Origin of the sequence: Pseudanabaena sp. PCC 6802 (assembly GCF_000332175.1) — a bacterium.
In the GTDB taxonomy this organism is placed as follows: Bacteria; Cyanobacteriota; Cyanobacteriia; order Pseudanabaenales; family Pseudanabaenaceae; genus PCC-6802.
Window position 1 is genome coordinate 1,741,869 of sequence record NZ_KB235914.1, and the last position, 24,702, is coordinate 1,766,570.

The window sequence follows — 24,702 nt, forward strand, 5'->3', positions numbered from 1 at the left end:
AATGCCGGATCTTAACCACATTCATATTCGAGGTGCTAGACAACATAACCTCAAAAACATCGATCTGACGATTCCACGCGATCGCCTGATTGTATTCACTGGCGTTTCCGGTTCGGGCAAATCTTCGCTAGCATTCGACACCATCTTTGCCGAAGGACAGAGGCGCTATGTGGAATCCCTCAGTGCCTATGCTCGCCAATTTCTCGGTCAAGTGGAGAAACCCGATGTTGACTACATCGAAGGTCTCAGTCCGGCAATCTCCATAGACCAGAAATCCACTTCCCATAACCCTCGTTCTACGGTGGGCACGGTCACCGAAATCTACGATTATCTCAGACTTCTGTTTGGCAGAGCTGGCACGCCGCACTGTCATATCTGCGATCGCAATATTGCCCCCCAAGCGATCGATCAAATGGTGGATCGGATTATGAGCCTCAGCGATCGCACTCGTTTTCAGCTACTGGCTCCAGTGGTACGCGGGAAAAAGGGAACGCACAAAAAACTACTGGCAAGTCTCGTCACAGAGGGTTTTGCCAGGGTACGCATTAACGGTGAGGTGCGAGAACTCAGCGACAATATTGAATTGGATAAAAATAAATTCCACGATATTGAGATCGTGGTCGATCGCCTGATTCGCAAAGACGGCATCCAGGAGCGCCTGACCGATTCTCTTGCTACTTGTTTAAAGAGAGCTGAGGGGATCGCGATCGCCGAGATCCTGACCGCAGATCGAGATGCTCAAGCATCCACAGATAGCGATCGCACTGACGAGAATGATGAGAAAGACGATCTATCCTCACATGCCAACGGTTCTCACCTGATTACTTTTTCGGAAAATTTCGCCTGTCCCGAACACGGTGCTGTAATGGAGGAATTATCGCCACGGCTATTTTCCTTTAATTCCCCCTATGGCGCTTGTCCTGCCTGTCACGGTTTGGGTCACATCAAAACCTTCGCGCCGGAATTAGTAGTGCCCGATCCCAAGCTACCCGTATACGCGGCGATCGCGCCGTGGGCGGATAAAACCCACACCTATTATCTATCCCTGCTGGTTAGCGTCAGCGAATACGCTGAATTCGATATTGGCACTCCTTGGGATCAACTGAGCGATTATCAAAGAGAAGCTATCCTCTTTGGTACGACAGAGAAGATATTTATCAAAGCCGACTCTCGCTTTAGCAGCCAGGAGCGGGGCTACTACAAGCGGTTTGAAGGTGTAATTGCCATGCTGCAACAGCAGTATGCGGAGGCAAATTCCGAGTCGATGCAGCAAAGGCTGGAACAATATCTAATCGAACAGCCCTGCAGTACCTGTCATGGTACTCGTCTCAAGCCAGAGGCTTTATCCGTGCGCGTGGGTGGCTATCGCATTACTGATTTCACCTCTGTGGCGATCGGTACCTGTCTGGAGCGGTTCGAGCATATCCAGTTGGATAATCGCACTCAACAAATTGCCACCCTCGTCCTCAAAGAAATTAAAGCGCGATTGCAGTTTCTGTTGGATGTCGGTTTGGACTATATCACGCTCGATCGCCCGACCATGAGTCTATCTGGTGGCGAAGCACAACGCATTCGTTTGGCAACGCAAATCGGGTCGGGGTTGACAGGGGTATTGTACGTGTTGGACGAACCCAGTATCGGCTTGCACCAAAGAGATAATGCTCGCTTGCTTGCTACTCTTACTAAACTGCGGGATTTGGGTAATACCCTGATTGTAGTCGAGCACGACGAAGAAACCATTCGCATGGCCGATCACGTCGTAGATATCGGACCAGGTGCGGGCGTGCATGGCGGTGAGATTGTCGTCCAGGGGGCTGTACAGAAGATCGAAAACCATCCCCAGTCAATTACGGGGGCTTATTTGTCAAAGCGATCGCTAATTCCCACACCATCGCAAAGACGTGAAGGTAATGGCAGATATTTGGAAATCAAGGATGCCCATCGCAATAATCTCAAGCATATTAATGTCAAAATTCCTCTCGGAAAGTTGGTATGCGTGACGGGTGTCTCCGGCTCGGGCAAGTCCACATTAATTAACGAGATTTTACATTCATATCTCGAACATCATTTCCATCGCAAAACTGCGATTCCACACGGTGTAGGCGAAATCGCTGGATTAAAGTCACTCGATAAATTTATCGTTATCGATCAGTCGCCCATCGGACGCACGCCCAGATCGAATCCTGCCACCTATACGGGTACGTTCGACGTGATTCGCGAAACGTTTGCCCTCACCACCGCCGCTAAGTCGCGGGGCTACAAAGCCGGACAATTTTCGTTTAACGTCAAAGGCGGGCGTTGTGAAGCCTGTAGCGGTCAGGGAGTAAACGTAATTTCCATGAATTTCCTACCCGATGTTTACGTGCGTTGCGATGTCTGCAAGGGCGCTCGCTACAATCGCGAAACGCTGCAAGTCAAGTACAAAGAGAAAACGATCGCCGACGTGCTGGATATGACGATCGAGGAAGCTATGAATTTCTTTGAGAATATCCCTCAAGCCCATACGCGTCTCAGCATGTTAGTGGATGTGGGTCTCGGCTATATTCGCTTGGGACAGTCGGCACCGACTCTATCCGGTGGTGAGGCACAGCGAGTGAAGCTGGCTACCGAACTGGCACGACGCGCTACGGGCAAAACGCTCTATCTCATCGACGAACCCACCACGGGTTTGAGCTTTTACGACGTGCACAAGCTATTGGACGTAGTGCAGCGCCTGGTGGACAAGGGCAATAGCGTCTTGACGATCGAGCACAATCTGGATGTGATTCGCTGTAGCGATTGGGTAATCGATCTGGGGCCAGAAGGCGGCGATCGCGGCGGTGAGGTCGTCGCTGAGGGTACGCCGGAGGATGTGGCAAAAGAATCCCATTCCCATACGGGCAAATATCTCAAACAGGTTTTAGCTCAATTCCCCAAGTCTTGATTTATTGGGGTTTGAGTAAGTCTTGTATAATTTAGGCAATACGGTTCCGGTTACCACTTATGACTCAACAACTTTTCGGCGAACCAACGATAATTACCGTTCCCAGTACTGAAGAGGTCGAGATTGTTACCGAGCTTAATATCGACCATCTTGTCATTGAGGACGATACTCCCGTGGACAATTTTCAATCTGAAGTGCAACAGCGGCTACTAGTGGAACCAGTCTACAGTTCTAAAGCTCTGCCACAGCCTTTCCTAGCTGCTGCCAACGTGGGTCTGTTTTACAAAATAACAGGCGATTGCGTTGTGCCTGATGTTTTACTCAGTCTTGGCGTGCAGCGGGGAGAAGATTTTTCCCAGCGAAAAAATCGCGCGTATTTTGTCTGGGAATTTGGTAAAGTCCCAGATGTCTGCATTGAAATCGTCTCCAATCGAGAAGGCGATGAGTTGACTCTCAGCAAAAAGTCGCAGCAAAAAGGTAAATTAGCTAGCAAGAAAGAAGTCTACGCCCAGATTGGCGTACCCTACTATGTGGTATTCGACCCACTCCGCCAAATTCAGGGAGAAACTGAGATGAATGGAGCATTATTGCGAGCCTGGAGACTGGCAGCGGGACGATACGAGGAAATCACACCAGTTGATGGCATTGTAGAAGTGGGGCAGCCAGTTTGGTTAGAGACCACTGGGTTAGGGCTAATGTTGTGGGAAGGTCAGTTTGAGGAAGCTATAAATCGGTTATGGTTGCGTTGGTGCGTGCGCGAAGTAGGAACGGAGGGTGCTGGCAAGGGACAGATGATCTTGACAGGAGCAGAACGTGCCGAACGGCTGGCCGCACGGTTGCGGGAATTAGGTGAAGATCCAGATTTACTATAGTGGACGATTACGAGGCATTATTTAGGTCGTGTTTCCGTAATCTCAAGCAGGTAGGGAAACGAGGCATTCTTTTCATAGGAGCCAACCCAAATTTCGTAGGAGCCGGGAAGCCATTTACCGCCGATCGCCGGGTTGCGATCGCTTTCATCGTCGCTACACCAACTGCCACCTGGCCCCCGCACTAGCAAAATCGTATCGCCGGAACTCATTACTTTCAGGTTCAGGTAGCTAAATCCCTGCGGCATTGTCAGGCGATGATCGGGAGCGCTATCCACAAAACCTATGCAGGGGCCAGTTTCCGTTTTTGCTTTGCCCGAGTGCTTCTGCGTCTCGTCCTTACCACCACTAATGCCGCGCAACACCTGCGGATCTGGCCTGAAGTTAGGCGAAAGAGTGATATTTTCAAACAGCATCACGTCGGACTTTTTTGATGGAGTTTTTACAGGTTGGGCTGTTTGAGCGATCGCCGTCAACGCGACAGAACCGCTAGTAGCAAATAGCGCGATCGCAGATATTAAGGATAGGTGCCATTTACGAGATTTCTTGCAAACAAAATGTCTGTGGCGGCAATCCTCCCGAAATTGCCTCGATTGGTCTAGGACAGGCACGGGGGCACTGCCCCTACATTCTCGAACGTTATATTTTTGCGTGGAAATCACCTTAATCGATGCAGGCTGAGGCATATTTACATTAATGTTTATCTGGCAACCATACTACAGTTTTATGGTTTTATCGCCATTACGTAAAGACGTACATTTAAGATTAATTGCTCCTTACGCCAATTTTTTAACGGATCCATCACCATGAGCAGCGAACAGCACCTGAATCAGCTCTCGGCAACGGTAACTAAATTTCGCCAGTTACAGTCGCAGTTGTGCGATCGCTGGCAGACAATCGAGCAGTTCGATCTGAGCGATTATGACATTCTGGTCGTACCCTCGCTGAGCCTCGATTCCAGGGAACTGACCAAGGTGCCAGGCAGCCATCACTACGAGGAGCGCTTGCTATTTTCGCTAATCCGGCTGCGAAACCCCCGTACGCACCTGGTTTACGTTACATCCCAACCGCTAGCTCCAATCATCATCGACTATTACCTCCAACTATTACCTGGGATTCCCTTCTCCCATGCCCGCGAGCGACTTACTCTGCTTTCCACCTATGATGCATCTCACGTACCGCTGACTCAAAAGATTCTGGCTCGACCGCGACTGATCGAGCGCATACGCAAAGCTTTGCGCCCGCAGAAAGCATATATGATTTGCTTTAATTCCACGCCTATAGAGCGAGAACTATCCGTAGAATTAGACATCCCACTGTGGGCGCTAGATCCGGATTTGCTACCTCTAGGTACAAAGAATGGCAGCCGTCAGATTTTTGCTGAGACTGATATTCCTCATCCCGATGGTAGCGATCTGGTGTGGAATGCAAAAGATCTGGCGATCGCAGCGGCAGCGCTATGGGAGCGTCAACCACACCTCAAACGCATGGTCGTGAAGTTGAACGAAGGATTCTCCGGTGAAGGTAACGCTGTGTTGGAATTAGACCCCATCCGATCGATAGCACCAACGCAACGGGTAGAAGCGATCGCCAACCAATTCCCACAAATGCGGTTCCAAGCGCAGTCGGAAAACTGGACAAATTTTGCCAGTCGCATTCGCGATCTCGGCGCGATTGTGGAAGCTTTCATCGAAGGAGAAGAGAAGCGATCGCCCAGCGTCCAGGGTAGAATTGCACCTACGGGCGAAGTGGAGATTCTGTCTACCCACGATCAAATTTTAGGAGGAGCGGATTGTCAGGTTTATGAGGGCTGCAACTTTCCTGCCGATCCCAGTTATCGCCTGCAATTACAGGAGTTGGGAATGAGGATTGGTAAAACTCTGGCAGCGCGAGGTGTATTGGAACGCTTTGGCGTGGATTTTGTTGCGGTTAAACAGCCGGATGGTAGTTGGGATTTACAAGCGATCGAAATTAACCTGCGTAAGGGCGGCACAACTCACCCACTCATGACGCTTCGGTTCATGACTAATGGGACATTTAACCTCAGCGATGGTCTGTTTTACAGTAAACAAGGACGACAGAAATATTACATCGCGACAGATACACTACAAAAAGAGCAATACAAAGGGTTACTGCCCCACGATCTGATGGATATTATTGCGTACCATCGCCTGCACTTCGACAGCAGCACGGAAACAGGTACGGTGTTTCATCTAATTAGTTGCCTATCGGAATTTGGTAAACTGGGACTGACGAGTATTGGGAACTCTCCCCAAGAGGCAAAGGCTATTTACGATCGCGTGGTGCAAGTACTGGATTGCGAAACCTAAGTATAAGGTGGTCGCTGCCCACCCTAATAACTACTCAGATTATTTCCCGAATCCTCCGCCTCCGGGTGTTTCAATTACAAATACATCGCCAGGTTGCATCTGTACGGCGGCACTGCTGGCTAGAATTTCAACTTCCCCATTGCGGCGCTGTACTGAATTGCGACCGACTTGACCCGCGCTTCCTCCCTGCAAGCCAAACGGTGCAACTACTCGATGCCCTGACAAAATTGCCGCTGTCATTGCTTCGCGAAATTGTATGCGTCGCGTTACACCGTTGCCACCACTGTATCGCCCCTCACCGCCACTGTTGGGGCGAATCGCAAAATCCTCAATTAGAACTGGGAAGCGCCACTCCAGCACTTCAGGATCGGTAAGGCGAGAGTTAGTCATGTGGGTTTGGACGGCATCAGTACCACTGAAACCTGCGCCTGCCCCAGAACCACCGCAAATAGTCTCATAATATTGATATTTTTCATTCCCAAACGTGAAGTTATTCATCGTACCTTGGGAAGCAGCGAGAATACCAAGTGCACCGTATAAAGCATTCACGATCGCCTGCGAAGTCTCCACATTACCAGCTACTACCGCAGCCGGAAATTTGGGATTGAGCAGGCAGCCTTCTGGCACGATTATCTTCAGCGGTTTCAGACATCCCGCATTGAGGGGGATATCATCATCTACTAGGGTGCGAAATACATAGAGAACGGCTGCCTTACATACAGCTAGCGGTGCGTTAAAGTTACTCAACTGTTGAGGGGACGTTCCAGTAAAGTCAACTGTGGCAGAGCGATCGGTGCGATCGATCTCGAGCCGCACCTGAATTCGATTGCCCGCATCAGTGAGATAGGTGAAGCTGCCATTACTTAAAACATCGATCGCTCGACGTACCGATGCCTCAGCATTATCCTGAACGTGCTGCATGTATGCCTGCACCTTTTCTAGTCCATAATGGGCGATCGTGCGATATAGTTCTGCCACACCGCGTTCGTTGGCAGCAACCTGGGCTTGAAGATCTGCAAGATTCTGAGTGGAGTTGCGCGCGGGGTAACTACCACTTTTCAAAAGCTCCGCAATTTCTGTTTCTAGGAATCTGCCTCGATCCACGAGTTGGATGTTGTCGAGCAAAATCCCTTCTTGCTCGATAGTGGTGCTGTAGGGCGGCATGGAACCAGGTGTGATACCGCCAATGTCGGCATGGTGTCCGCGCGATGCTACATAGAATATTGGGCGGGCTATATCTGCTGCTTTAGAATCAACAGGGAAAACCGGAGTCATCACAGTAATGTCGGGCAAATGGGTACCGCCGTTATAGGGATTATTGGAGAGATAGACATCTCCAGGTTTGAGCGTATCGCCTTTCGCTGCAATCAAAGCACGAATACTTTCGCTCATCGAACCCAAATGCACGGGAATATGCGGTGCGTTTGCCACTAACTGCCCCTCTTCGTCAAAAATGGCGCAGGAGAAATCCAAACGCTCTTTGATATTGACCGAATAGCTGGTATTTTGGAGCGTAATACCCATTTCCTCAGCGATCGCGCGAAACAGGTTATTAAAAATTTCCAACAGCACTGGATCGGGATGTCTGTAGCGATCGTTCTCGCTGGATTGCGGCGATCTATCGAGGGCAGGCACGGGGGCACTGTCCCTACCGTTTTTATCGCCCGCGAACTGGACGATAATCAAATGATTCCGTGCGGTTAATTCTGCGTACCAACCCGGTTCGATGACATTGGTACCTGTCGGTTCGATAATCAAGGCTGCACCGCGAACGCGATCGCCAGGCTGCAAATCCCGTCGTTGATAGACAGGCACGCGATGCCATTCCCCTTTCGCGTACACCTCAACTGTATCAATTGGCTCTAGTGGTGTTGTTCTATTCGCTGTCAAAATTGGCTCTTCCATTGCCGTCATTTGGGCGATCGCCTCAACAGCCAATGCTTCTACGATTAATTCTTTATCCGACATAGTGAAGCCATAGCGCTGGCGATATGTCCGTTCAAACTGCGATCGCATGGTGGCAACATCCGCGAATTCTACAATCGATGCCGCATCTGTCCCCACGTAGCGTAAATAGACGCGGCGGATTGCCTGGATATAAGTATCTTCTACTCCTTGAGCGATAATCTCTTGTTTGGCCTCCATTGCCAGTACGTCTAGAGTTGACTTTAGAATGGGGATAATTTCTGCGGTTAACTGCACCTCTACGGCTTTATCCTTAAGCGATCGCAGATCGGCTAAGCCCATACCATAGGCTGACAGTACGCCCGCCAAAGGATGAATGAAAATTCGGGTTATGCCCAAAGCTTCTGCGATTAAACAGGCGTGCTGTCCCCCTGCGCCACCAAAACAGCAAAGCGTATATTCCGTCACGTCATAGCCGCGTTGCACCGAGATCTTTTTAATTGCATTTGCCATTGTGGCGATCGCGATAGTTAGAAAGCCTTCAGCGACTTGCTCTGGAGGTTGCGGCGCTGGATCTCCACTAGAAGAATCGCCTATTTGCTGGCTAATTGCAGCAGCCAGGGTTGTAAACCTTTGCCGTACAATTGCCGCATCAAGCGGTAAATTTCCAGATCCACCGAACACCTGAGGGAAGTACGCCGGTTGTATTTTGCCCACCATCACATTACAGTCCGTCACCGTCAACGGGCCACCACGACGATAGCAGGCGGGTCCTGGATTAGCTCCTGCTGATGCAGGGCCGACGCGGTAGCGAGCGCCATCGAACGAGAGAATCGATCCGCCCCCTGCCGCTACGGTATGAATCGATAACATTGGGGTACGCAAGCGCACGCCAGCTACTTCTGTTTCAAATCTGCGTTCGTATTCACTATTAAAATGGGAGACATCAGTGGAAGTCCCTCCCATGTCAAATCCAATAATCTTGTCAAACCCTGCTGCCATACTAGTCTTGACCGCTCCTACGATCCCCCCTGCTGGCCCCGACAGAATGCTATCTTTACCCTGGAATAGCCGCGCATCTGTCAGTCCCCCATGGGACTGCATAAATAAAATCCTCATGCTATCTTTTTCTTCGTTGGATATCGCTGGTGGAACCGATGGGTTTGGGGCAGGCACGGTGGCACTGCCCCTACATCCTTCCTCCACCCCCTGCAAACCAACCCGTAACTGTTCCACATAGCGCCGTAGAATTGGTGAGAGATAAGCATCCACCACTGTAGTATCGCCCCGTCCCACTAATTTCATTAATGGACTAACCTGATGGGACACAGAGATTTGTGTGAAGCCGATCGCGCGCGCGATCTCAGCTACTCGATCTTCATGCTCGGGATAGCGGTAGCTATGCATGAAGACAATGGCACAGGCGCGAATATCATCGTCATAAGCAGCTTGTAGGGATTCCATTAGCGACTCATTAATTTGCACGGGCATTAATGCCTCACCGTCAGACGTATAGCGCTCCTCTACCTCAATTACACGCTCGTAGAGCATTTCCGGTAGGATAATCTGACGGGCAAAAATTTGAGGACGCTTTTGATCGCCAATGCGCAGAGCATCGCGAAATCCCTTTGTAATTAAGAGAAGCGTGCGATCGCCCTTCCGCTCCAAAAGCGCGTTGGTCGCCACCGTCGTGCCCATCTTGATTGCTGCGATCCGATCGGTGGGAATGGGCATGTCGAATGGTATGCCTAAAATATCGCGAATTCCTTGAACGGCAGCATCCTGGTATCGCTCGGGATTTTCCGACAATAACTTGCGAACGATAAGTTCGCGATTGGGACTCTGCGCTACGATATCAGTAAACGTACCGCCACGATCGATCCAAAACTGCCACTGCGAGAGATCGGACTTAAGATCGATGTCGGTATCCATTTACGATCGCCCTTGAAATGGTTGTACCTGTTGCATGAGTAACTGAGCTTTCGATATTACAGTTGTCCAGTCGCCCTCAGCTACTGCTTCATGGCAGAAGAGGTTGCTGGAAATACCCACGGCGATCGCCCCAGCATCGAGAAATAAACTAGTATTTTCCGCCGTGACACCACCCGTAGGGATGAGGGGAATATCGCCCAATACTGGTTGGAGACATTCCAGATAACTAACTCCTCCCACTGACTTAATTGGAAATACTTTAACGGCAGCGGCACCTGCTTGCCATGCTGTAACGATTTCCGTAGGGGTCAGCGCTCCTGCGATTACAGGTATGTTGGCAGCACGACCTAGTTCGATAATTTCCGGGCTGGTGTGTGGCGTGAAAATAAAACTGCAACCACTGGCGATCGCCTCAGCAGCCATCTCGGGATTAAGTACCGTGCCGGTGCCAATTTTACAGTCGGGTAGTTCCTGTTGCAGTTTAGGAATTAATGAGTCTGCCTTGTCAGTATTCCAGGTAATTTCCATCAGCTTAATACCACCTGCCGCAGCAGCTAAGGCCATCTCGCGCGCTACGATCGCGTTCGTAGCACGAATTACAGCAATTACACGTTGTTGTTGGAGTAAACTTAACCAGGCGGTCACGGTTGTAAGTTTTTGTAATTAATAAACATACGCACGATCATGGCACAAGAGCGCGCCCGATCGGGAAGTAGGTTTGCAACCCTTGGCAACCCTTAGCAACAAGAACGCTAAAATAGCATTTATGTCTCTGTTAACCGATCGCAATACCCACTACCATACCTTAGGTGTGACTCATCAGGCTGCCCAGTCTGAGATTAAGCGCGCTTATCGAAGGTTGGTAAAGCAGTTCCATCCCGACTGCAACCGCGATCTGGCAAGCCACGATCGCATATCAGCGATTAACGTTGCCTACGAAGTCCTGGGCAATCCCCAAGCACGTGCCACCTACGATCGCAGTCTTGGCATTGCTAACCTTAAAGCATCCGATGGTGTAAATGTTACTAATGGGCGATCGGCGCGGTCATCCAGTTTAGATGAAGAGCGAAAACTAGACCTGTGGATTAGACAAGTCTATACCCCCATCTCAGATTTATTAGAAGAAATCCTTGGCGCGATCGACGAACAAATTGACGATCTATCCGCCGATCCCTACGACGATGAGTTAATGGGAAATTTTCAAGACTATATCGATGAATGTCGCGGCTCGTTTACGAAGGCGCAGATCCTATTCCGAGCGATGCCAAATCCAGTCTCTGTTGCGAGCGTTGCTACTCATCTCTATCATTGTCTCAGTGTTTTGGGAGATGGCATTGAAGAATTAAATTACTTTACACTCAATTTTGACGATCGTCACCTGCACACGGGACAAGAAATGTGGCGCATTGCTGAAGAAATGAGGAGTTACGCCCAAACCGCCATGCACAATTTGAGTAGGTGAGGAAATCTTGCCCAAGGAGCCATACCATGAATTCTGTTGTCCTGAATCTAGAACCCGTCCTGCATCTCAGTAACGAACAGTTTTATCAATTGTGCATTTCTAATCCAGACTTAAACTTAGAGCGCAGCGCTAAAGGAGAGTTAATTATCGTGCCACCAGTAGGAGGAGAAAGCGGTAATCGAGAAGCAGGACTGATTGCAGATTTAGAAATATGGAACCGCCAAACAGATTTGGGAATTACGTTCAGCTCGTCTACCATATTCATCTTGCCTAATGGAGCCAATCGTTCCCCTGATGCGGCATGGGTATCGCTAGAGCGGTGGCAGAGTTTAACACAGAGCGATCGCGAGAAATTTCCACCCCTTTGTCCGGACTTTGCGATCGAGTTACGCTCTCGCACTGACTCACTTAAAACGCTGCAAGAAAAAATGCAGGAATATTTAGACAACGGTCTGCGTTTAGGTTGGCTGATTAATCCCCAAAACCGACAGGTAGAAATTTATCGATTGGGGCAACCAGTAGAAGTAGTTGCCATCCCAACTAAGCTATCTGGGGAGGACGTGTTACCAGGATTTGAATTGCAAGTATCGTAAGCAGTATCACAAAAAAACACAAAGTTTGACAAATTGTCAATAATTATCTCTTGGCGATCTCAACTTAAACTAAAGAGGATATATTCATGGATATATTCAATGACAATTGATGGTGTTGATTTGCCATGAAAATCACTAGACGAGAAGCAATTAAGCTGGGATTAGCTAGTAGTGGAGCGTTACTTTCCCCCTTTGGGTTCTCCGATCTTGCCCTTGCCCAGTTTAGTCCCCAAATCCCGCGCTTCGAGCAACCATTCCGCCTCCCACCCGAACTCAAACCCGCGCGCAGCGATGCCACGACCGATTACTACGAGATCGTCATGCAAAAGGCTCAAGTTGAGTTTTTGCCCGGCCTTAAAACAGAAATCTGGGGCTACAACGGCATTTCACCGGGGCCTACAATTAGACAACAACGCGATCGCAAATCAGTCGTCCGATTTATTAACAATCTGGATGTCAGTACTTCAATTCACTTGCATGGCATGGCTTCACTGCCACAATACGATGGCTATGCCGAAGATTTAATCCCACCTGGCTATTACAAAGATTATCGCTATCCCAACAACCGCGCTTCAACCCTGTGGTACCACGATCATGCTATTCGCCATACTTCCCGTAACGTCTACATGGGTTTGGCAGGCATGTATATCGTCGAAGACGATGTCGAACGCAGTTTGAATTTACCTCAGGGTGAATATGAGGTGCCTTTGATTATTCAAGACAAGAAATTTGCGATCGATGGTTCGTTAATCTTTGACGATCGCGGTCAAAGGAGTCTTTATGGCGATGTCATGTTGGTTAACGGCGTACCCTGGCCGCGCATGGAGGTGGCAAACCGCAAATATCGCTTCCGCATCTTGAATGCTGGAGCTTCTCGCACCTGTCAGCTATCTCTCAGTACTGGTGACGATTTGATTGTCATAGGTTCCGATGCTGGTTTATTAAGCGCTCCAGTCAGGACAAAAACGCTACGGTTGGCGATGGCAGAGCGCTATGGTTTCATCGTTGACTTCTCTAAATATCCCATTGGCACCAGAGTTATTCTGAGAAATCCCATTCTCCCTACTAATGGCGATATCGATGCACGTACGAGTGAGATTATGTGCTTTGATGTCGTGCGTCGCGAAAGCGACGATAGCTCGCTTCCCGATAAATTACGTTTGGTGCAACCAATCCCAGTATCTGCTACTACCCCAGTCAGAACGTTTCGGTTTGGTCGCGGCGGTAACCAATGGACGATTAACAACCAGACTTGGAATCGCCATCGCGTGGATGCTAATCCCAATTTAGATGGCATCGAGATTTGGAATCTAGTTGGAGCGGGAGGAGGATGGATTCATCCCGTACATATACATCTGGTTGACTTGCAACTCCTGGATCGCAACGGTTCGCCGCCACTACCCTACGAACGCGGGTGGAAGGATGTTTTCTATGTGGGTGAGAACCAGACAGTCAGGGTAGTTGCCAAGTTTGGCCCCCATACAGGCAAATATATGATGCACTGCCATAACATCGTGCATGAAGACCATGACATGATGACTCAGTTTGAAGTAGGGCAGGGTGGTCCTGACCCCATGTCAGTACCTGCCCAGCCTCTGCCAGCACCACCTTTGTAGGGAAGAAACAGCATATCGCTGCCTAACATCAGTCTACGATCTAAACCTTTAAATTGAGAAGTGATGTTAACTAGTTTCGTTACAAGGTTAAGTATAGGTTAAAATCTAGATATAGATGCTTGTTTTCTAGGGAGGTGTAAAATGAGCGATCGACAAAAAGAAGTTGACAAAGCCGAAGAAAGTCTTCCTGGAACGCTCTTTTTCATTGCAGTTGCCATTATATTCGTACCGCTGGTGTTCGCAGGTTTTTTCTTCCAATAGGCAGGCGTTCGGGTTACGGTTTTTAATCTGTCAGCATGAGATATTGCATGAGATAAATTCAATTATCTGAGATTTCGAGTAAGATCCGGTACCCCAAAACAAAAGTTTTGGAGGGGGTGAACCCCCTTCTGGAGGCAAAGCCCCCATTCCCCCATGTTGCAAAATTTATGATTTGCAACACTGGTTTTCTATGACTTAATCTCTAGAGCGCTAGCTGGCCCTACCAGGGAAATTGCTGGGGTGGAGAGATAGGTGTTGGCTGCCCTTTGTAAATCTTCAACGGTGACGGCTTCGACTAGCGTCGTAAATTTGGGATCGAAGTCCAGGCCTAAGCCCAATGTTTCGTACCAGCCAAATATCTGGGCAATCTGGCTGTTGGTTTGCTTTCCTAGCGCATATTGCCCCAGGAGCTTGCTTTTTGCAGTTTCGATTTCCTCAGGTTCTAAGGGGGCGTGCCTCAGGCGATCGCATTCGGAACGCAAGCCATCTAAGGCCGATTGCGTGTTGTGCGGTGCCGTGCCCATGTAGGCGACGAACTGGGATGTGTGGAGCCGGGTGGGATAAAAGGCTGAAACCTCGTACGCCAGTCCCTGCTTCTCCCGCAACTCCACGAACAAGCGGCTGGAAAGCCCATTGCCTAAATAAGTTGCAATCAATTTTAAAGCAGCGTAGTCGGTCGAAGTAACGGCGGGTGCGGGGTAACCCAGCATCACGATCGCTTGCTGAGTATCCTGCGCTGTAGAGACAACCTGAGGATTGAATTGAGCCTTCATATCAATAATCGGAAACGAGCGATCTGGGATCTGCCAGTCCCCAAAGGCTTTTTCGATTTGCACGATCGCGCTGACGGGATCGATGCGTCCAGCAATACTAACCACCATGCGATCGGGACGAAATTGAGTTTGGTGAAATTCAACCAGGTCTGCCTGACTGATACTGCTAATCGTATCTGCTTTACCTAGGCCAGGAAATCCATAGGGGTGAGCGCCATAAATCAAAGGCTGTAGCTGTTCGTAGGCAACCGAGAAGGGGCGCTCTTGCTGCGCGGCGATCGCTTGCAAGGTAAGGCGGCGCTCCAGTTCTAGTTCGCTATCTGGAAATGTGGGCGATCGCAAAATTTCTGCCGCTAAATGCAAAATCTCCGCAAAGTCAGAACTAATGGTTTTAAAGCTGAGTAAAAAATAATCCACAGCGGCTTCCGTTCCCAAAGAAGCACCAATCGATTCCACCTGCTCGGCGATCTCTTGCGACGAGAAATTAACCGTTCCTTTAGTAATTAAAGCAGCAACGAGATGCGATATACCAATTGTGGGCGGCAGCTCTAAACTAGTACCACCTCGCAAAAAACAGCGCGTCGCCACAATGTCAGCCGTAGGATTCTCTACTACTAGCACTGTTATTCCATTGTCTAAAACCTGGCGGTGATGTTGGCGCTGCATATGTAAATTTGTGAGCGGATCCTTAGAAAATTTTTACCCCTTTTAGGGGCGAACAGCCGTTCGCCCCCTACGCAAGACGGTGAATTTTCTGCTATAGCTATAGTCCATAGGCTGAGGACGGGGTGCAGGGATGAAACCCCGGCGTGGGGACGTAGCCCCCACACCCACTGTAATCACCAATCTGTCTACGGCTATAATTTCTATTCTGTAAATCTCCTCAGGTGGGGGGTAGCAGAGTAGCGATCGCATATTTTTGGGGCGATAAGTACTTCTGAGCTAGTTGCAGTAGATCCTGCGGTTGCACCTTCGCGATCGTATTAGCGTAAACCTCCGACCAATCAGAGCACAGCCCCTGGCAACCGAGTAAGCCATAGTACCCTAAAAAGCTGGCAAGTTGATGCGGAGACTCGACTGCGAATGCAAAGCTATTACAGAGGGAACGTTTGGCACGTTTCAGTTCTGCTTCTGTAACGGGGGTGGTGGTAATTTGATGAATCTGTTCTAAGATCTTGTGCTCGACTGGCTCCAGGTATTGCCTATCCAGATACGCGCCAACGGTAAACAGTCCTGGCTCTTTTTGCATGGTGAACCCGCTACTAATATCGTGCACCCAGCCCAACTCTTCCCGCAACTCTTTAACCAAACGCGAAGTACGTCCTTCCGCCAGAATGGTGGAGACCAGTTCCAGTTGCAAAGCATCTTCCAAGCGATCGACACAGGGGCCGATCCAGGCCATCGTCATGCGACCGTGTTGCAGGCGCGGCAGGTGCTCGGTGTGACGGCGAATATCCAATAGAGCGGGCAGGCATGCCAGATCGAGATCGGCTAACTGTACCTGACTGGAGCTAGTGGAGTTGAAAGGCAATTGGCACCCAGCGAAGGACTCGGACACAACCGCGATCGCCTCTTCCTGCGAGATCGCGCCCACCACCGCTACAGTCATCAGTTCGGGACGATAGCAACTGCGATGAAAGCAGCGCATGTGTTCTGGGGTCAAGCTCAGTAAGATTTCCTCTGAACCCAGTACCGAGCGGTTATAGGGATGCTGCCCGTAGGCAGTCTGCATCAGGTTTTGAAATGCCAACCAGTCAGGGTCATCCTGGGATTGGCGCATTTCTTCGAGTACGACTAAGCGCTCCTGCTCGAACTCGCAATCGGGGATACTGGCATTTAGCAGCATTTCTGCCAAGTAGGGCATCGTAGAGGCAAAGCTGCTGGATGCAGTCGTGAACATGTAATGGGCGTAGTCGTGACTGGTGGCGGCATTGGCAACCCCGCCTTCTAATTCGATCAAACAGTCAAACTCACCTGGCACGATCGTGTCAGTGCCCTTAAAAATCATGTGTTCCAGAAAATGAGCCATCCCAGACCATTCTTCTGGCTCGGCAGTAGTTCCCGCCTTTACCCACACATCGACGCTGACAACTGAAGTGGCGGGAAGTTCTTGATGAATTAGTGTTAAGCCATTGTCTAGTTTTAGAAACGTTGCGCCTAGACTAGATTTTTCCGCGATCCTGCTACAGGTAATTGGCACGTTGTATGTAAAATCAATAATTTCTTAAGATTAAATTATTCAAGTATTCGCCGACACATAAAGTAGCAAAAAATACAAAATTGGGAATTGGGTGAGGGGTGATGGGGGTTGTGATATATAGGATCGGGCTGGGATTATTCTTGGATAGTTACCATATCGTCGGCAAGCTAAACAGTGAACCCCAAAAGTCATAACATTAGTCAAGATCGCAACAGTCAAGATCGCAACGAAGAGCCAGAAATCCAGGTGGCGATCGCGATCCTCTCCCGTCAAAGTAAATTCCTGCTCCAACTGCGCGATAACATTCCTAACATAATTCATCCTGGTTGTTGGGCTTTGTTTGGTGGGCACCTGGAACCCGGAGAAGATTCAGAGCAGGGGCTAAAACGCGAATTACTAGAAGAAATCGGCTATGCTCCACCAGTTGTCAATCTATTTGGGACATATCCCCGTCCAGGTGTAATCCGGTACGTTTACCATGCCGAACTAAGCGTTGATATTGACGATCTCAAGTTGGGTGAGGGCTGGGATATGGCTTGGGTATCGGTGGAGGATATTCAAACAGGGGAGTGCTATTCCGCGATCGCCAAACAAGTTCGCCCCATTGCATTCCCACATCAACAAATCTTGTTAGAATTCGTGCATATGGGGATCGGCTATTTCAGGTCATCTGTGCTAGGATGAGGCTCAGTAGACTTATTCGGTTCATTACTTTGTTTTTACAGACTATCTCCGAATCTAGCTCTCTACATCACTTAAATTTTCGGAGACAATTTTAATGTCAATTTATGTCGGCAACTTATCCTACGAAGTCACACTGCAGGATATAACCAATGTATTTGCAGAGTATGGCTCGGTCAAACGGGTTCAACTCCCAACCGATCGAGAAACTGGACGCATGCGCGGGTTTGGCTTTGTGGAAATGGATACTGAAACAGAGGAAACGGCGGCCATCGAAGCTTTAGATGGTGCAGAATGGATGGGGCGCGACCTCAAAGTTAATAAGGCAAGACCCCGAGAAGATCGTAATTTTTCTGGTGGCGGCGATCGTAGAGGCGGTGGCAATAGAACTTCTCGCCGCTATTAAGTTTGGCAGCTAAAAACTTAGTTTTACTATTTGGAGTGCAGTCGCTTCGTCTGCACTCTACGTTTTAGTTGCACATAATCCATGGAAATTTCTTAAGATTAAGGAGAGCGTGCGTGACCCAGATAATTCTTGGCGAGAATGAAGGGATTGAATCAGCCTTGCGCCGATTTAAGCGGCAAGTAATTAGAGCAGATATTTTTGCAGATATAAAAAAGCATCGTTACTTTGAAACACCTTTACAAAAAAGTAAGCGAAAGGCAAATGCTAAGCACAAGCGAAGAAAGCATAAATCTACCTTTCGACTTAAATAATCGAACTACGCAAATGTGACTTAACCCAAATTTAACCTTGCCTTTGCGCTGACTTAACCTTTAATTAATACAGGCAGTTTAGTATCAGGATTGACAACCTGTGCTTGTGTTAAAAAAACTAAATTCTCATGGCTTTAAAAATTTTCAAATCCCGTCCAAGCATTGTTGCTGCAACAGTAATGATGGCTCTAGCTTTGGTTGCTTGTGGTGACAATACTGCGACTAATGTGGGCACCACGACACAACCAGCCCAAACAGGCTCTAGTCCTAATGCTGCAACTACTGAAAGCTTAAGCGGTAGCATTAGAATAGATGGATCCAGCACGGTTGCGCCAATTAGTAAAGCTGTAGCTCAAGAATTTTCTAAAGTTAATTCAGGAGTCAAGGTGCCTGTTGGTACTAGCGGCACTGGAGGTGGCTTTAAGAAATTTTGCTCTGGCGATACTGATATTTCCAACGCTTCTCGCCCCATTAAGTCCAAAGAAGCTGAGGATTGTGCCAAGAACAAAGTTGAGTTTGTGGAATTACCAATCGCAGTTGACGGCTTGACTGTGGTTGTGAACAAAGAGAATACCTGGGCAAAATGCCTAACCGTAGACGAGCTTAAGAAGATGTGGTCTCCTGATTCTCAGGGCAAAGTAAACAACTGGAAGCAAGTGAAAGATTCATTCCCAGATGAAAAACTAAGCTTATTTGGCCCTGGCCCAGATTCAGGTACGTTTGACTACTTCACAGAGGCAGTTAACGGCAAGTCAAAGGCCAGTCGTACCGATTACCAACCCAGCGAAGACGACAATATTCTCGTACAGGGTGTAGTTGGTAGTAAAGGTGGTCTGGGCTACTTTGGGGTTGCCTACTATGAAGCAAACGCCAACAAACTGAGCGCAGTTGAAATTGATGCTGGTAAGGGCTGCGTTGCACCAACCATTGAAAATATTAACTCTGGTAAATACGCTCCCCTATCTCGCCCTCTGTTTGTGTACGTGAACAAGAAATCCTTGGAACGTCCGGAAGTTAAAGCTTTTATGGATTTCTACCTGGCTCAAGACGAAGCTTTGGTGCGCAAAGTAGGTTACGTCACGTTGCCCAACGAGGCACTGCCAAAAGTAAAGGAACGGTTGAAGGAAGGTAAAACCGGCACCACATTCTCTGGCGAACATGCCGGTAAATCGATCGCCGAACTTCTCGCTAAAGATCTCAAGTAGGAAATAAATAGGGATTTAGATGGCAAGCTTGTCAGAATCTTCACAAAGCTCAGATCTCGATCTTAATAAGCGAGTCTCTCGTAACTTTACAGAGCTGGCGATCGCGATCGCGCTTTTCCTATGCGCTCTGGTGTCAGTGTTGACTACCCTGGGTATTATCTATGTTTTAACTGAGGAGACATTGAAATTTTTCTCTCAAGTGAGCTTAGGTGAATTCTTTTTAGGTAGTACTAAAAACGGTGTGCACTCCTGTACCTGGACCCCCCAGTTTGAGGATAAAAATTTCTGTATCTGGCCGACAATTAGCGGGACAATTCTGGTCGCAACTATTGCTATGCTGGTTGCAACGCCATTGGGTTTAGCAACTGCAGTTTACTTAAGCGAGTACGCCCGACCCCGCGTCTCCAAAATTCTGCGTCCTTTGGTGGAGCTGTTAGCTGGAGTACCTACGGTTGTCTATGGCTACTTTGCCTTACTACTCGTGACGCCTTTTCTGAAGCTATTCATTCCTGGACTAGAAGGCTTTAACGCTCTCAGTGCTGGGTTAGTGATGGCAGTAATGATTATCCCTACAGTAGCTTCTATTACAGCGGATTCTATGCGAGCCGTACCGCAGGCTTTACGAGACGCAGCCTACGGTTTGGGTGCAACTAAAAAAGAAGTGACGACTAAGGTAGTAATGCCCGCTGCCCTATCGGGTATTATTGCAGCAATCATCCTGGGGATCTCGCGGGCGGTGGGCGAAACGATGATTGTTGTAATCGCGGCAGGACAGAAACCCAACCTGACCTTTGATCCGCGTCAAACCGTTGGAACTATGACTGCTTACATTACCCAGGTTACTAAAGGTGATGCTCGCTATGGCAGTATCGAGTACGAAGCTTTGTTTGCAGTTGGTATGACCCTATTTATCATTACTTTGATTCTGAACATCATTAGCAAGCAGATCTCCAAACGTTTCCAAGAGAAATACGACTAAGATTTATGGCGAATACAGAAGGCTTACCAAGCATCGCTGCCGAAAATTTATTTGAACCTAAGTTAGCAAAAAGACAAACAGAAGGAAGCATTTTTGCCACTGCTTGTTTGCTCGCTACTCTGTTTGGATTGGTCATTCTAGCAGTTTTAATTGTTGACATCGTTCATGATGGCTTGCCAAGGCTTAATTTAGGACTAATTACGAATCCCCCCGACTCTTTGGATGCATCTCAAGCTGGATTTAGGGTGGCTCTGTTGGGATCGTTGGGAATGTTAGTGTTTGTGTTGCTACTGTCCATCCCAGTTGGTGTAGCGTCCGCGATTTACTTGGAGGAATACGCACCTAAGAATTGGCTGACGGATTTTATCGATCTGAATATTTACAACCTGGCGGGCGTACCTTCAATTGTCTATGGCATCCTGGGGTTGGGTTTGTTTGTGCGCGGTCTTTATGGCGGTGGAGCCGTACTGATGGCTGGTGTTTTAACCATATCATTACTCATTTTGCCGCCGATTATTGTAGTAGCAAGGGAATCTATCCGTGCCGTGCCACAGTCTATTCGGCAAGCTTCCTATGGTGTGGGGGCTACCAAGTGGCAAACTATTCGCCACCACGTTCTGCCAATGGCTTTACCAGGTATTATGACTGGAGTAATCATTTCTACTTCTCGCGGAGTAGGTGAAACTGCGCCATTAGTTGTTCTGGGTGTGGGAACCGTTCTTACTAATCCAAATATTTCTCTCATTAATTTGTCAGCTTTGTTTAGCGGTCAAATAAATCGGCTTTTTGTCAATACTGTATGGTCAAAAGATAACTATTTCTCAGTATTGCCCTATCAAATTTACGAATGGGTAAGCGATGCTAAAGACGAATACAGAACGCTTGCTTCCGCTGGGATTATTTTACTCATGCTAGTGGTATTGGGAATGAATGCCTTTGCGATTTTTCTACGTAACCGAGCCAACTAGCTCTCTAAATATTACCCATCCATATTTAGCCCACTCTTAAAAACCTTAAGTAAGAAAATGAATTCAGGTAAATCAAGCGATAAACCTACTGCAATCATTAGTGCTAGGGACGTCTCTGTTTTTTACAGTTCGGCATTCCCCGCTGTTTCCGATGTCGATCTGGATATCCAAAAAAATCAAATCACTGCCTTTATTGGTCCTTCAGGCTGCGGCAAGAGTACGATTTTACGTTGTTTTAACCGTCTGAACGATCTAATTGTGGGTGCTAAGGTGACGGGCAGCATCAAATTTGGCGGACAGGATCTGTATGCTTCCAGTATCGATCCAGTCGCGGTGCGCCGTCATATTGGCATGGTGTTTCAGCGTCCTAACCCATTCCCAAAATCCATTTACGAAAATATTGCCTTTGGCCCGCGTATCAATGGCTATAAGGGCAATATGGACGAGTTGGTAGAGCGATCGCTCAAACAAGCCGCTATCTGGGATGAGGTCAAGGATAAACTCAAGGAAAGCGGCCTGGCTCTATCCGGCGGTCAGCAGCAACGGTTGTGTATTGCCAGGGCGATCGCCGTGCAACCAGAGGTAATTCTGATGGACGAACCGTGTTCGGCACTCGATCCCATTTCAACCCTGCGGATCGAAGAGTTGATGCAGGAACTCAAGCAGCGCTACACGATCGTGATTGTCACGCACAACATGCAACAGGCATCGCGGGTTTCAGATATGACGGCTTTCTTTAACACGGAACTCGACAAGCGCGGTCAGCGGACTGGCAAACTAGAGGAATTCGATCGCACTTCGGTAATTTTTGGCAACCCGACTAAAGTCGCCACCGAGGAGTACATCAGCGGTCGCTTTGGCTAATTGCTAGATTTTCGTCAAATACCACCAACACGAACGAGTTTGTAGCCGATCGTCTCGTTCCAAATTCTGTTTAGTTAACCCTTTCTACTCGAAGTCCGCCTGCGCGGACTTTAGTTTGTGTAGCCGCGACTTTCAGTCTTCAGGTAATATTAGGCATAATTAACTTTGACTTATAGCCGTAGACAGAATCTATTAGGACAGGGGGTGTGGGGGTTGTGCCCCCACGCAGGGGAGGCAGGGCGGTCTTGGGGGTTTCCCCCTAGAGCCACTGCCGTGTTCTACCCCTGCACCCCGTCCTAAGCCTAGTGGCTACAGCTATATAAAGTACGTCTTGCTGTCCGCGCTGTAGTTACCTCCTGACCTAAACTGCTCTATGGGTGAATCAATTACAACTACGCCGCTACTGGAGCTTAAGGGAATTCACAAGCGCTTTGGCAACAATACAATCCTCGATGGTGTAGACATCAAGCTGTACGCGGGTGAGGCGGTGGCAATTATCGGCCCCTCTGGGACAGGCAAGTCCACTATCCTCAGAATTATGAGCGGCTTGCTGGAACCCGATCGCGGTGAAGTGTTAGTTGATGGTAAACGTCTGGCCCAGGTGGCTGGTTCGGACAGTAACGTGAATATTGGCATGGTGTTTCAGCAGGCGGCACTGTTTGACTCGCTCACGGTGGCGGAAAATGTAGGTTTCTACTTATTCGAGCATTCGCGCTTGACAAGGCACGAAATTTTAAAGATTGTCGAAGAAAAGCTCAGACAAGTTGGGTTGTCGAATATTTGCGATCGCTATCCCAGTCAACTATCCGGCGGTATGCGCAAGCGCGTCAGTCTGGCGCGGGCAATTATTACCGACCCCACCGCTCAGGAATCGTCTAAACAGAGCAAGCACGTACTGCTTTACGATGAGCCTACGGCTGGCTTAGACCCAGTTGCTTCCACGGTTATTGAAGACTTGATTTGCAACCTCAAAGACGAGCAAAACGCCTGCGATAGCTACGTCGTAGTCACCCACCAGGACAGTACCATCCGCCGTACAGCCGATCGTGTCATCATGTTGTATGGTGGTAAAGTGTGTTGGCAGGGGAGTGTTGATGAGCTAGATGCAACTGATAATCCTCATATCCGCCAATTTTTTAGCGGTAGCATTAACGGACCAATTCAAATTCTGGATAGGGAGGCATGAAGTAAATGCAAGCAAGAACAATCCGAGAAGGTACCCTGGGTCTGCTAATTGTGGCTGGTGTGGCGGTATTTGGTGGTGGGTTGCTATGGCTGCGAGGCTTTCGCCCTGGAGGTGGAGAAGCTTTTTCCTTTGTGATTGACTTCAAAGATGCCAGTGGTCTGGGTGTAGGTAGCCCCGTGCGCTTCCGAGGCGTGCAGGTAGGTAAAGTGCAGAGCTTGCAGGCCGAAAGTGCTGGTGTCAAAGTCAGCGTGACGATCGACAATCCGAAGCTTGTAATTCCGCGCAATTCTATTATAGAGACGAATCAGAGTGGCTTTTTAAACAATACGGCGATCGATATCTTTCCCAAATCTACCTCTTCTGAGAGTACTGCTGGTCTCGATCCTCTCAGTCAGAACTGCGATCGCAACGCGATTATTTGTCGCGGCAGTACGATTGAAGGTACAACGGGCGTGAATTTTACCCAGGTGGTGCGCGAAACCAGTCAGACGCTCCGCAAGCTCAACGATAACGAACTATTGACGAACCTGAATAATACGCTGAAGAGTACCGATGAAGCAGCTAAAAGCTTCAAAACTCTAGCTCAGTCTGCCACCAGGCTGATAAATTCTTTCCAAGGGCCAGTATCTCAGTTCAGTACTACGGCAGAGTCGATTCGTCAGGCGGCTAATAGCATCGGTCAAACTGCTAGCCGTGCCGATGCCTTGATGCTAGAGAACAAAGAAAGATTGGCACAAACCCTGGATGGCATTAGTGCTGCCGCTAAGGAGGCTAAAGCTTTGATCGCCAATACCCGTCCTCTACTGGAGGATGGTAAGTTTGTGGCAAATCTCCAAAAGCTATCGGAAAATGCGGCGGAAACAGCCGCTAATCTACGTCAGCTTTCCAGTGAAGTTAACAATCCCAACACGCTGACAGCTTTACGCGAGACTTTGGATTCAGCCCGCGCTACTTTTGCTAATACCCAAAAAATTACTGCCGATCTAGACGAACTGACTGGCGATCCGAAGTTTCGCTCTAACATTCGCAACCTGGTTAACGGCTTAAGCGGATTGCTCTCATCCGCTCCCAATGTGATTCCTCCCGTTGCCTCTCCTCTCGCTCCTGAAAACAGTCAGGAGTCTACTCTCATTGCGAAGACCAAAAAATCAAAGGACAATCCCAACCATAAATCCCCAGAGCAGAAAGCCGATCCTATTCCATTAGAGCAACCGTTAGAGCAACCATAGGAGTTGGCT

The 24,702-nt window shown here is 48.7% G+C and carries 20 protein-coding genes; 15 read left to right on the top strand and 5 right to left on the bottom strand.

The genetic code is table 11. The features are described from left to right. The first annotated feature begins 1 nt into the window (after position 1). Positions 2-2,923, top strand: coding sequence for an excinuclease ABC subunit UvrA (gene uvrA, locus PSE6802_RS0113155; protein ID WP_019500524.1), 2,922 nt, complete (start codon positions 2-4; stop codon positions 2,921-2,923). Between the two features lie 59 nt (positions 2,924-2,982). Beyond that, positions 2,983-3,795: a Uma2 family endonuclease gene (locus PSE6802_RS0113160; protein WP_019500525.1), complete on the top strand. Its 813-nt coding sequence runs from the start codon at positions 2,983-2,985 to the stop codon at positions 3,793-3,795. A 17-nt stretch (positions 3,796-3,812) separates the two neighbouring features. Here PSE6802_RS0113160 and PSE6802_RS34810 read toward each other — a convergent pair whose 3' ends face one another. After that, positions 3,813-4,478, bottom strand: a complete 666-nt coding sequence (locus PSE6802_RS34810) for a hypothetical protein (protein WP_019500526.1) — start codon at positions 4,476-4,478, stop codon at positions 3,813-3,815. Between the two features lie 120 nt (positions 4,479-4,598). Between PSE6802_RS34810 and PSE6802_RS0113170 the strand changes: the two genes are divergently transcribed. Further along, a complete protein-coding gene (locus PSE6802_RS0113170; protein ID WP_019500527.1) occupies positions 4,599-6,122 on the top strand; it encodes a peptide ligase PGM1-related protein in 1,524 nt (507 codons plus the stop codon). A 39-nt stretch (positions 6,123-6,161) separates the two neighbouring features. On the opposite strand, the gene PSE6802_RS0113175 is transcribed toward PSE6802_RS0113170, so the two are convergent. Further along, positions 6,162-9,959, bottom strand: coding sequence for a hydantoinase B/oxoprolinase family protein (locus PSE6802_RS0113175; protein ID WP_019500528.1), 3,798 nt, complete (start codon positions 9,957-9,959; stop codon positions 6,162-6,164). After that, entirely contained in the window at positions 9,960-10,604 is a 645-nt protein-coding gene (locus PSE6802_RS0113180; protein WP_019500529.1) for a bifunctional 4-hydroxy-2-oxoglutarate aldolase/2-dehydro-3-deoxy-phosphogluconate aldolase, read from the bottom strand. It abuts the gene before it with no gap. Between the two features lie 121 nt (positions 10,605-10,725). Here PSE6802_RS0113180 and PSE6802_RS0113185 point away from each other — a divergent pair, with 121 nt between their 5' ends. The 3 genes from PSE6802_RS0113185 to PSE6802_RS0113195 all read left to right on the top strand — a co-directional run bounded on the left by PSE6802_RS0113185 (position 10,726) and on the right by PSE6802_RS0113195 (position 13,630). Continuing rightward, the gene (locus tag PSE6802_RS0113185) at positions 10,726-11,421 is read left to right on the top strand and encodes a J domain-containing protein (protein WP_019500530.1); all 696 of its coding nucleotides are present in this window, start codon (positions 10,726-10,728) and stop codon (positions 11,419-11,421) included. 26 nt (positions 11,422-11,447) lie between these two features. Beyond that, a complete protein-coding gene (locus tag PSE6802_RS0113190; RefSeq protein ID WP_019500531.1) occupies positions 11,448-12,014 on the top strand; it encodes a Uma2 family endonuclease in 567 nt (188 codons plus the stop codon). Positions 12,015-12,139: 125 nt separating this feature from the next. Then, a complete protein-coding gene (locus PSE6802_RS0113195; protein WP_019500532.1) occupies positions 12,140-13,630 on the top strand; it encodes a multicopper oxidase family protein in 1,491 nt (496 codons plus the stop codon). Between the two features lie 449 nt (positions 13,631-14,079). Here PSE6802_RS0113195 and PSE6802_RS0113205 read toward each other — a convergent pair whose 3' ends face one another. Beyond that, positions 14,080-15,330: a M16 family metallopeptidase gene (locus tag PSE6802_RS0113205; protein ID WP_019500534.1), complete on the bottom strand. Its 1,251-nt coding sequence runs from the start codon at positions 15,328-15,330 to the stop codon at positions 14,080-14,082. A gap of 217 nt (positions 15,331-15,547) precedes the next feature. Continuing rightward, positions 15,548-16,864 (bottom strand): M16 family metallopeptidase, encoded by a 1,317-nt coding sequence (locus PSE6802_RS0113210; protein ID WP_019500535.1) that lies wholly within the window; start codon positions 16,862-16,864, stop codon positions 15,548-15,550. A gap of 174 nt (positions 16,865-17,038) precedes the next feature. On the opposite strand from PSE6802_RS0113210, the gene PSE6802_RS0113215 reads away from it, so the two are divergent. The 9 genes from PSE6802_RS0113215 to PSE6802_RS0113255 all read left to right on the top strand — a co-directional run bounded on the left by PSE6802_RS0113215 (position 17,039) and on the right by PSE6802_RS0113255 (position 24,693). Then, on the top strand, positions 17,039-17,548 hold the full coding sequence (locus tag PSE6802_RS0113215; RefSeq protein ID WP_019500536.1) for an NUDIX hydrolase: 510 nt from the start codon (positions 17,039-17,041) through the stop codon (positions 17,546-17,548). A gap of 94 nt (positions 17,549-17,642) precedes the next feature. After that, positions 17,643-17,951, top strand: a complete 309-nt coding sequence (locus PSE6802_RS0113220) for an RNA recognition motif domain-containing protein (protein WP_019500537.1) — start codon at positions 17,643-17,645, stop codon at positions 17,949-17,951. A gap of 113 nt (positions 17,952-18,064) precedes the next feature. Next, entirely contained in the window at positions 18,065-18,262 is a 198-nt protein-coding gene (rpsU, locus tag PSE6802_RS0113225; RefSeq protein ID WP_019500538.1) for a 30S ribosomal protein S21, read from the top strand. 128 nt (positions 18,263-18,390) lie between these two features. Beyond that, positions 18,391-19,467, top strand: a complete 1,077-nt coding sequence (locus tag PSE6802_RS0113230) for a PstS family phosphate ABC transporter substrate-binding protein (protein WP_019500539.1) — start codon at positions 18,391-18,393, stop codon at positions 19,465-19,467. A gap of 19 nt (positions 19,468-19,486) precedes the next feature. Further along, positions 19,487-20,446: a phosphate ABC transporter permease subunit PstC gene (pstC, locus tag PSE6802_RS0113235; protein ID WP_019500540.1), complete on the top strand. Its 960-nt coding sequence runs from the start codon at positions 19,487-19,489 to the stop codon at positions 20,444-20,446. A gap of 5 nt (positions 20,447-20,451) precedes the next feature. Further along, positions 20,452-21,414 (top strand): phosphate ABC transporter permease PstA, encoded by a 963-nt coding sequence (gene pstA, locus PSE6802_RS0113240; RefSeq protein ID WP_019500541.1) that lies wholly within the window; start codon positions 20,452-20,454, stop codon positions 21,412-21,414. A gap of 57 nt (positions 21,415-21,471) precedes the next feature. Beyond that, on the top strand, positions 21,472-22,278 hold the full coding sequence (gene pstB / locus PSE6802_RS0113245; RefSeq protein ID WP_019500542.1) for a phosphate ABC transporter ATP-binding protein PstB: 807 nt from the start codon (positions 21,472-21,474) through the stop codon (positions 22,276-22,278). A 373-nt stretch (positions 22,279-22,651) separates the two neighbouring features. After that, positions 22,652-23,464, top strand: coding sequence for an ABC transporter ATP-binding protein (locus PSE6802_RS0113250; RefSeq protein WP_019500543.1), 813 nt, complete (start codon positions 22,652-22,654; stop codon positions 23,462-23,464). A gap of 5 nt (positions 23,465-23,469) precedes the next feature. Continuing rightward, entirely contained in the window at positions 23,470-24,693 is a 1,224-nt protein-coding gene (locus PSE6802_RS0113255) for an MlaD family protein (RefSeq protein ID WP_019500544.1), read from the top strand. The last annotated feature ends 9 nt before the right edge of the window (positions 24,694-24,702 follow it).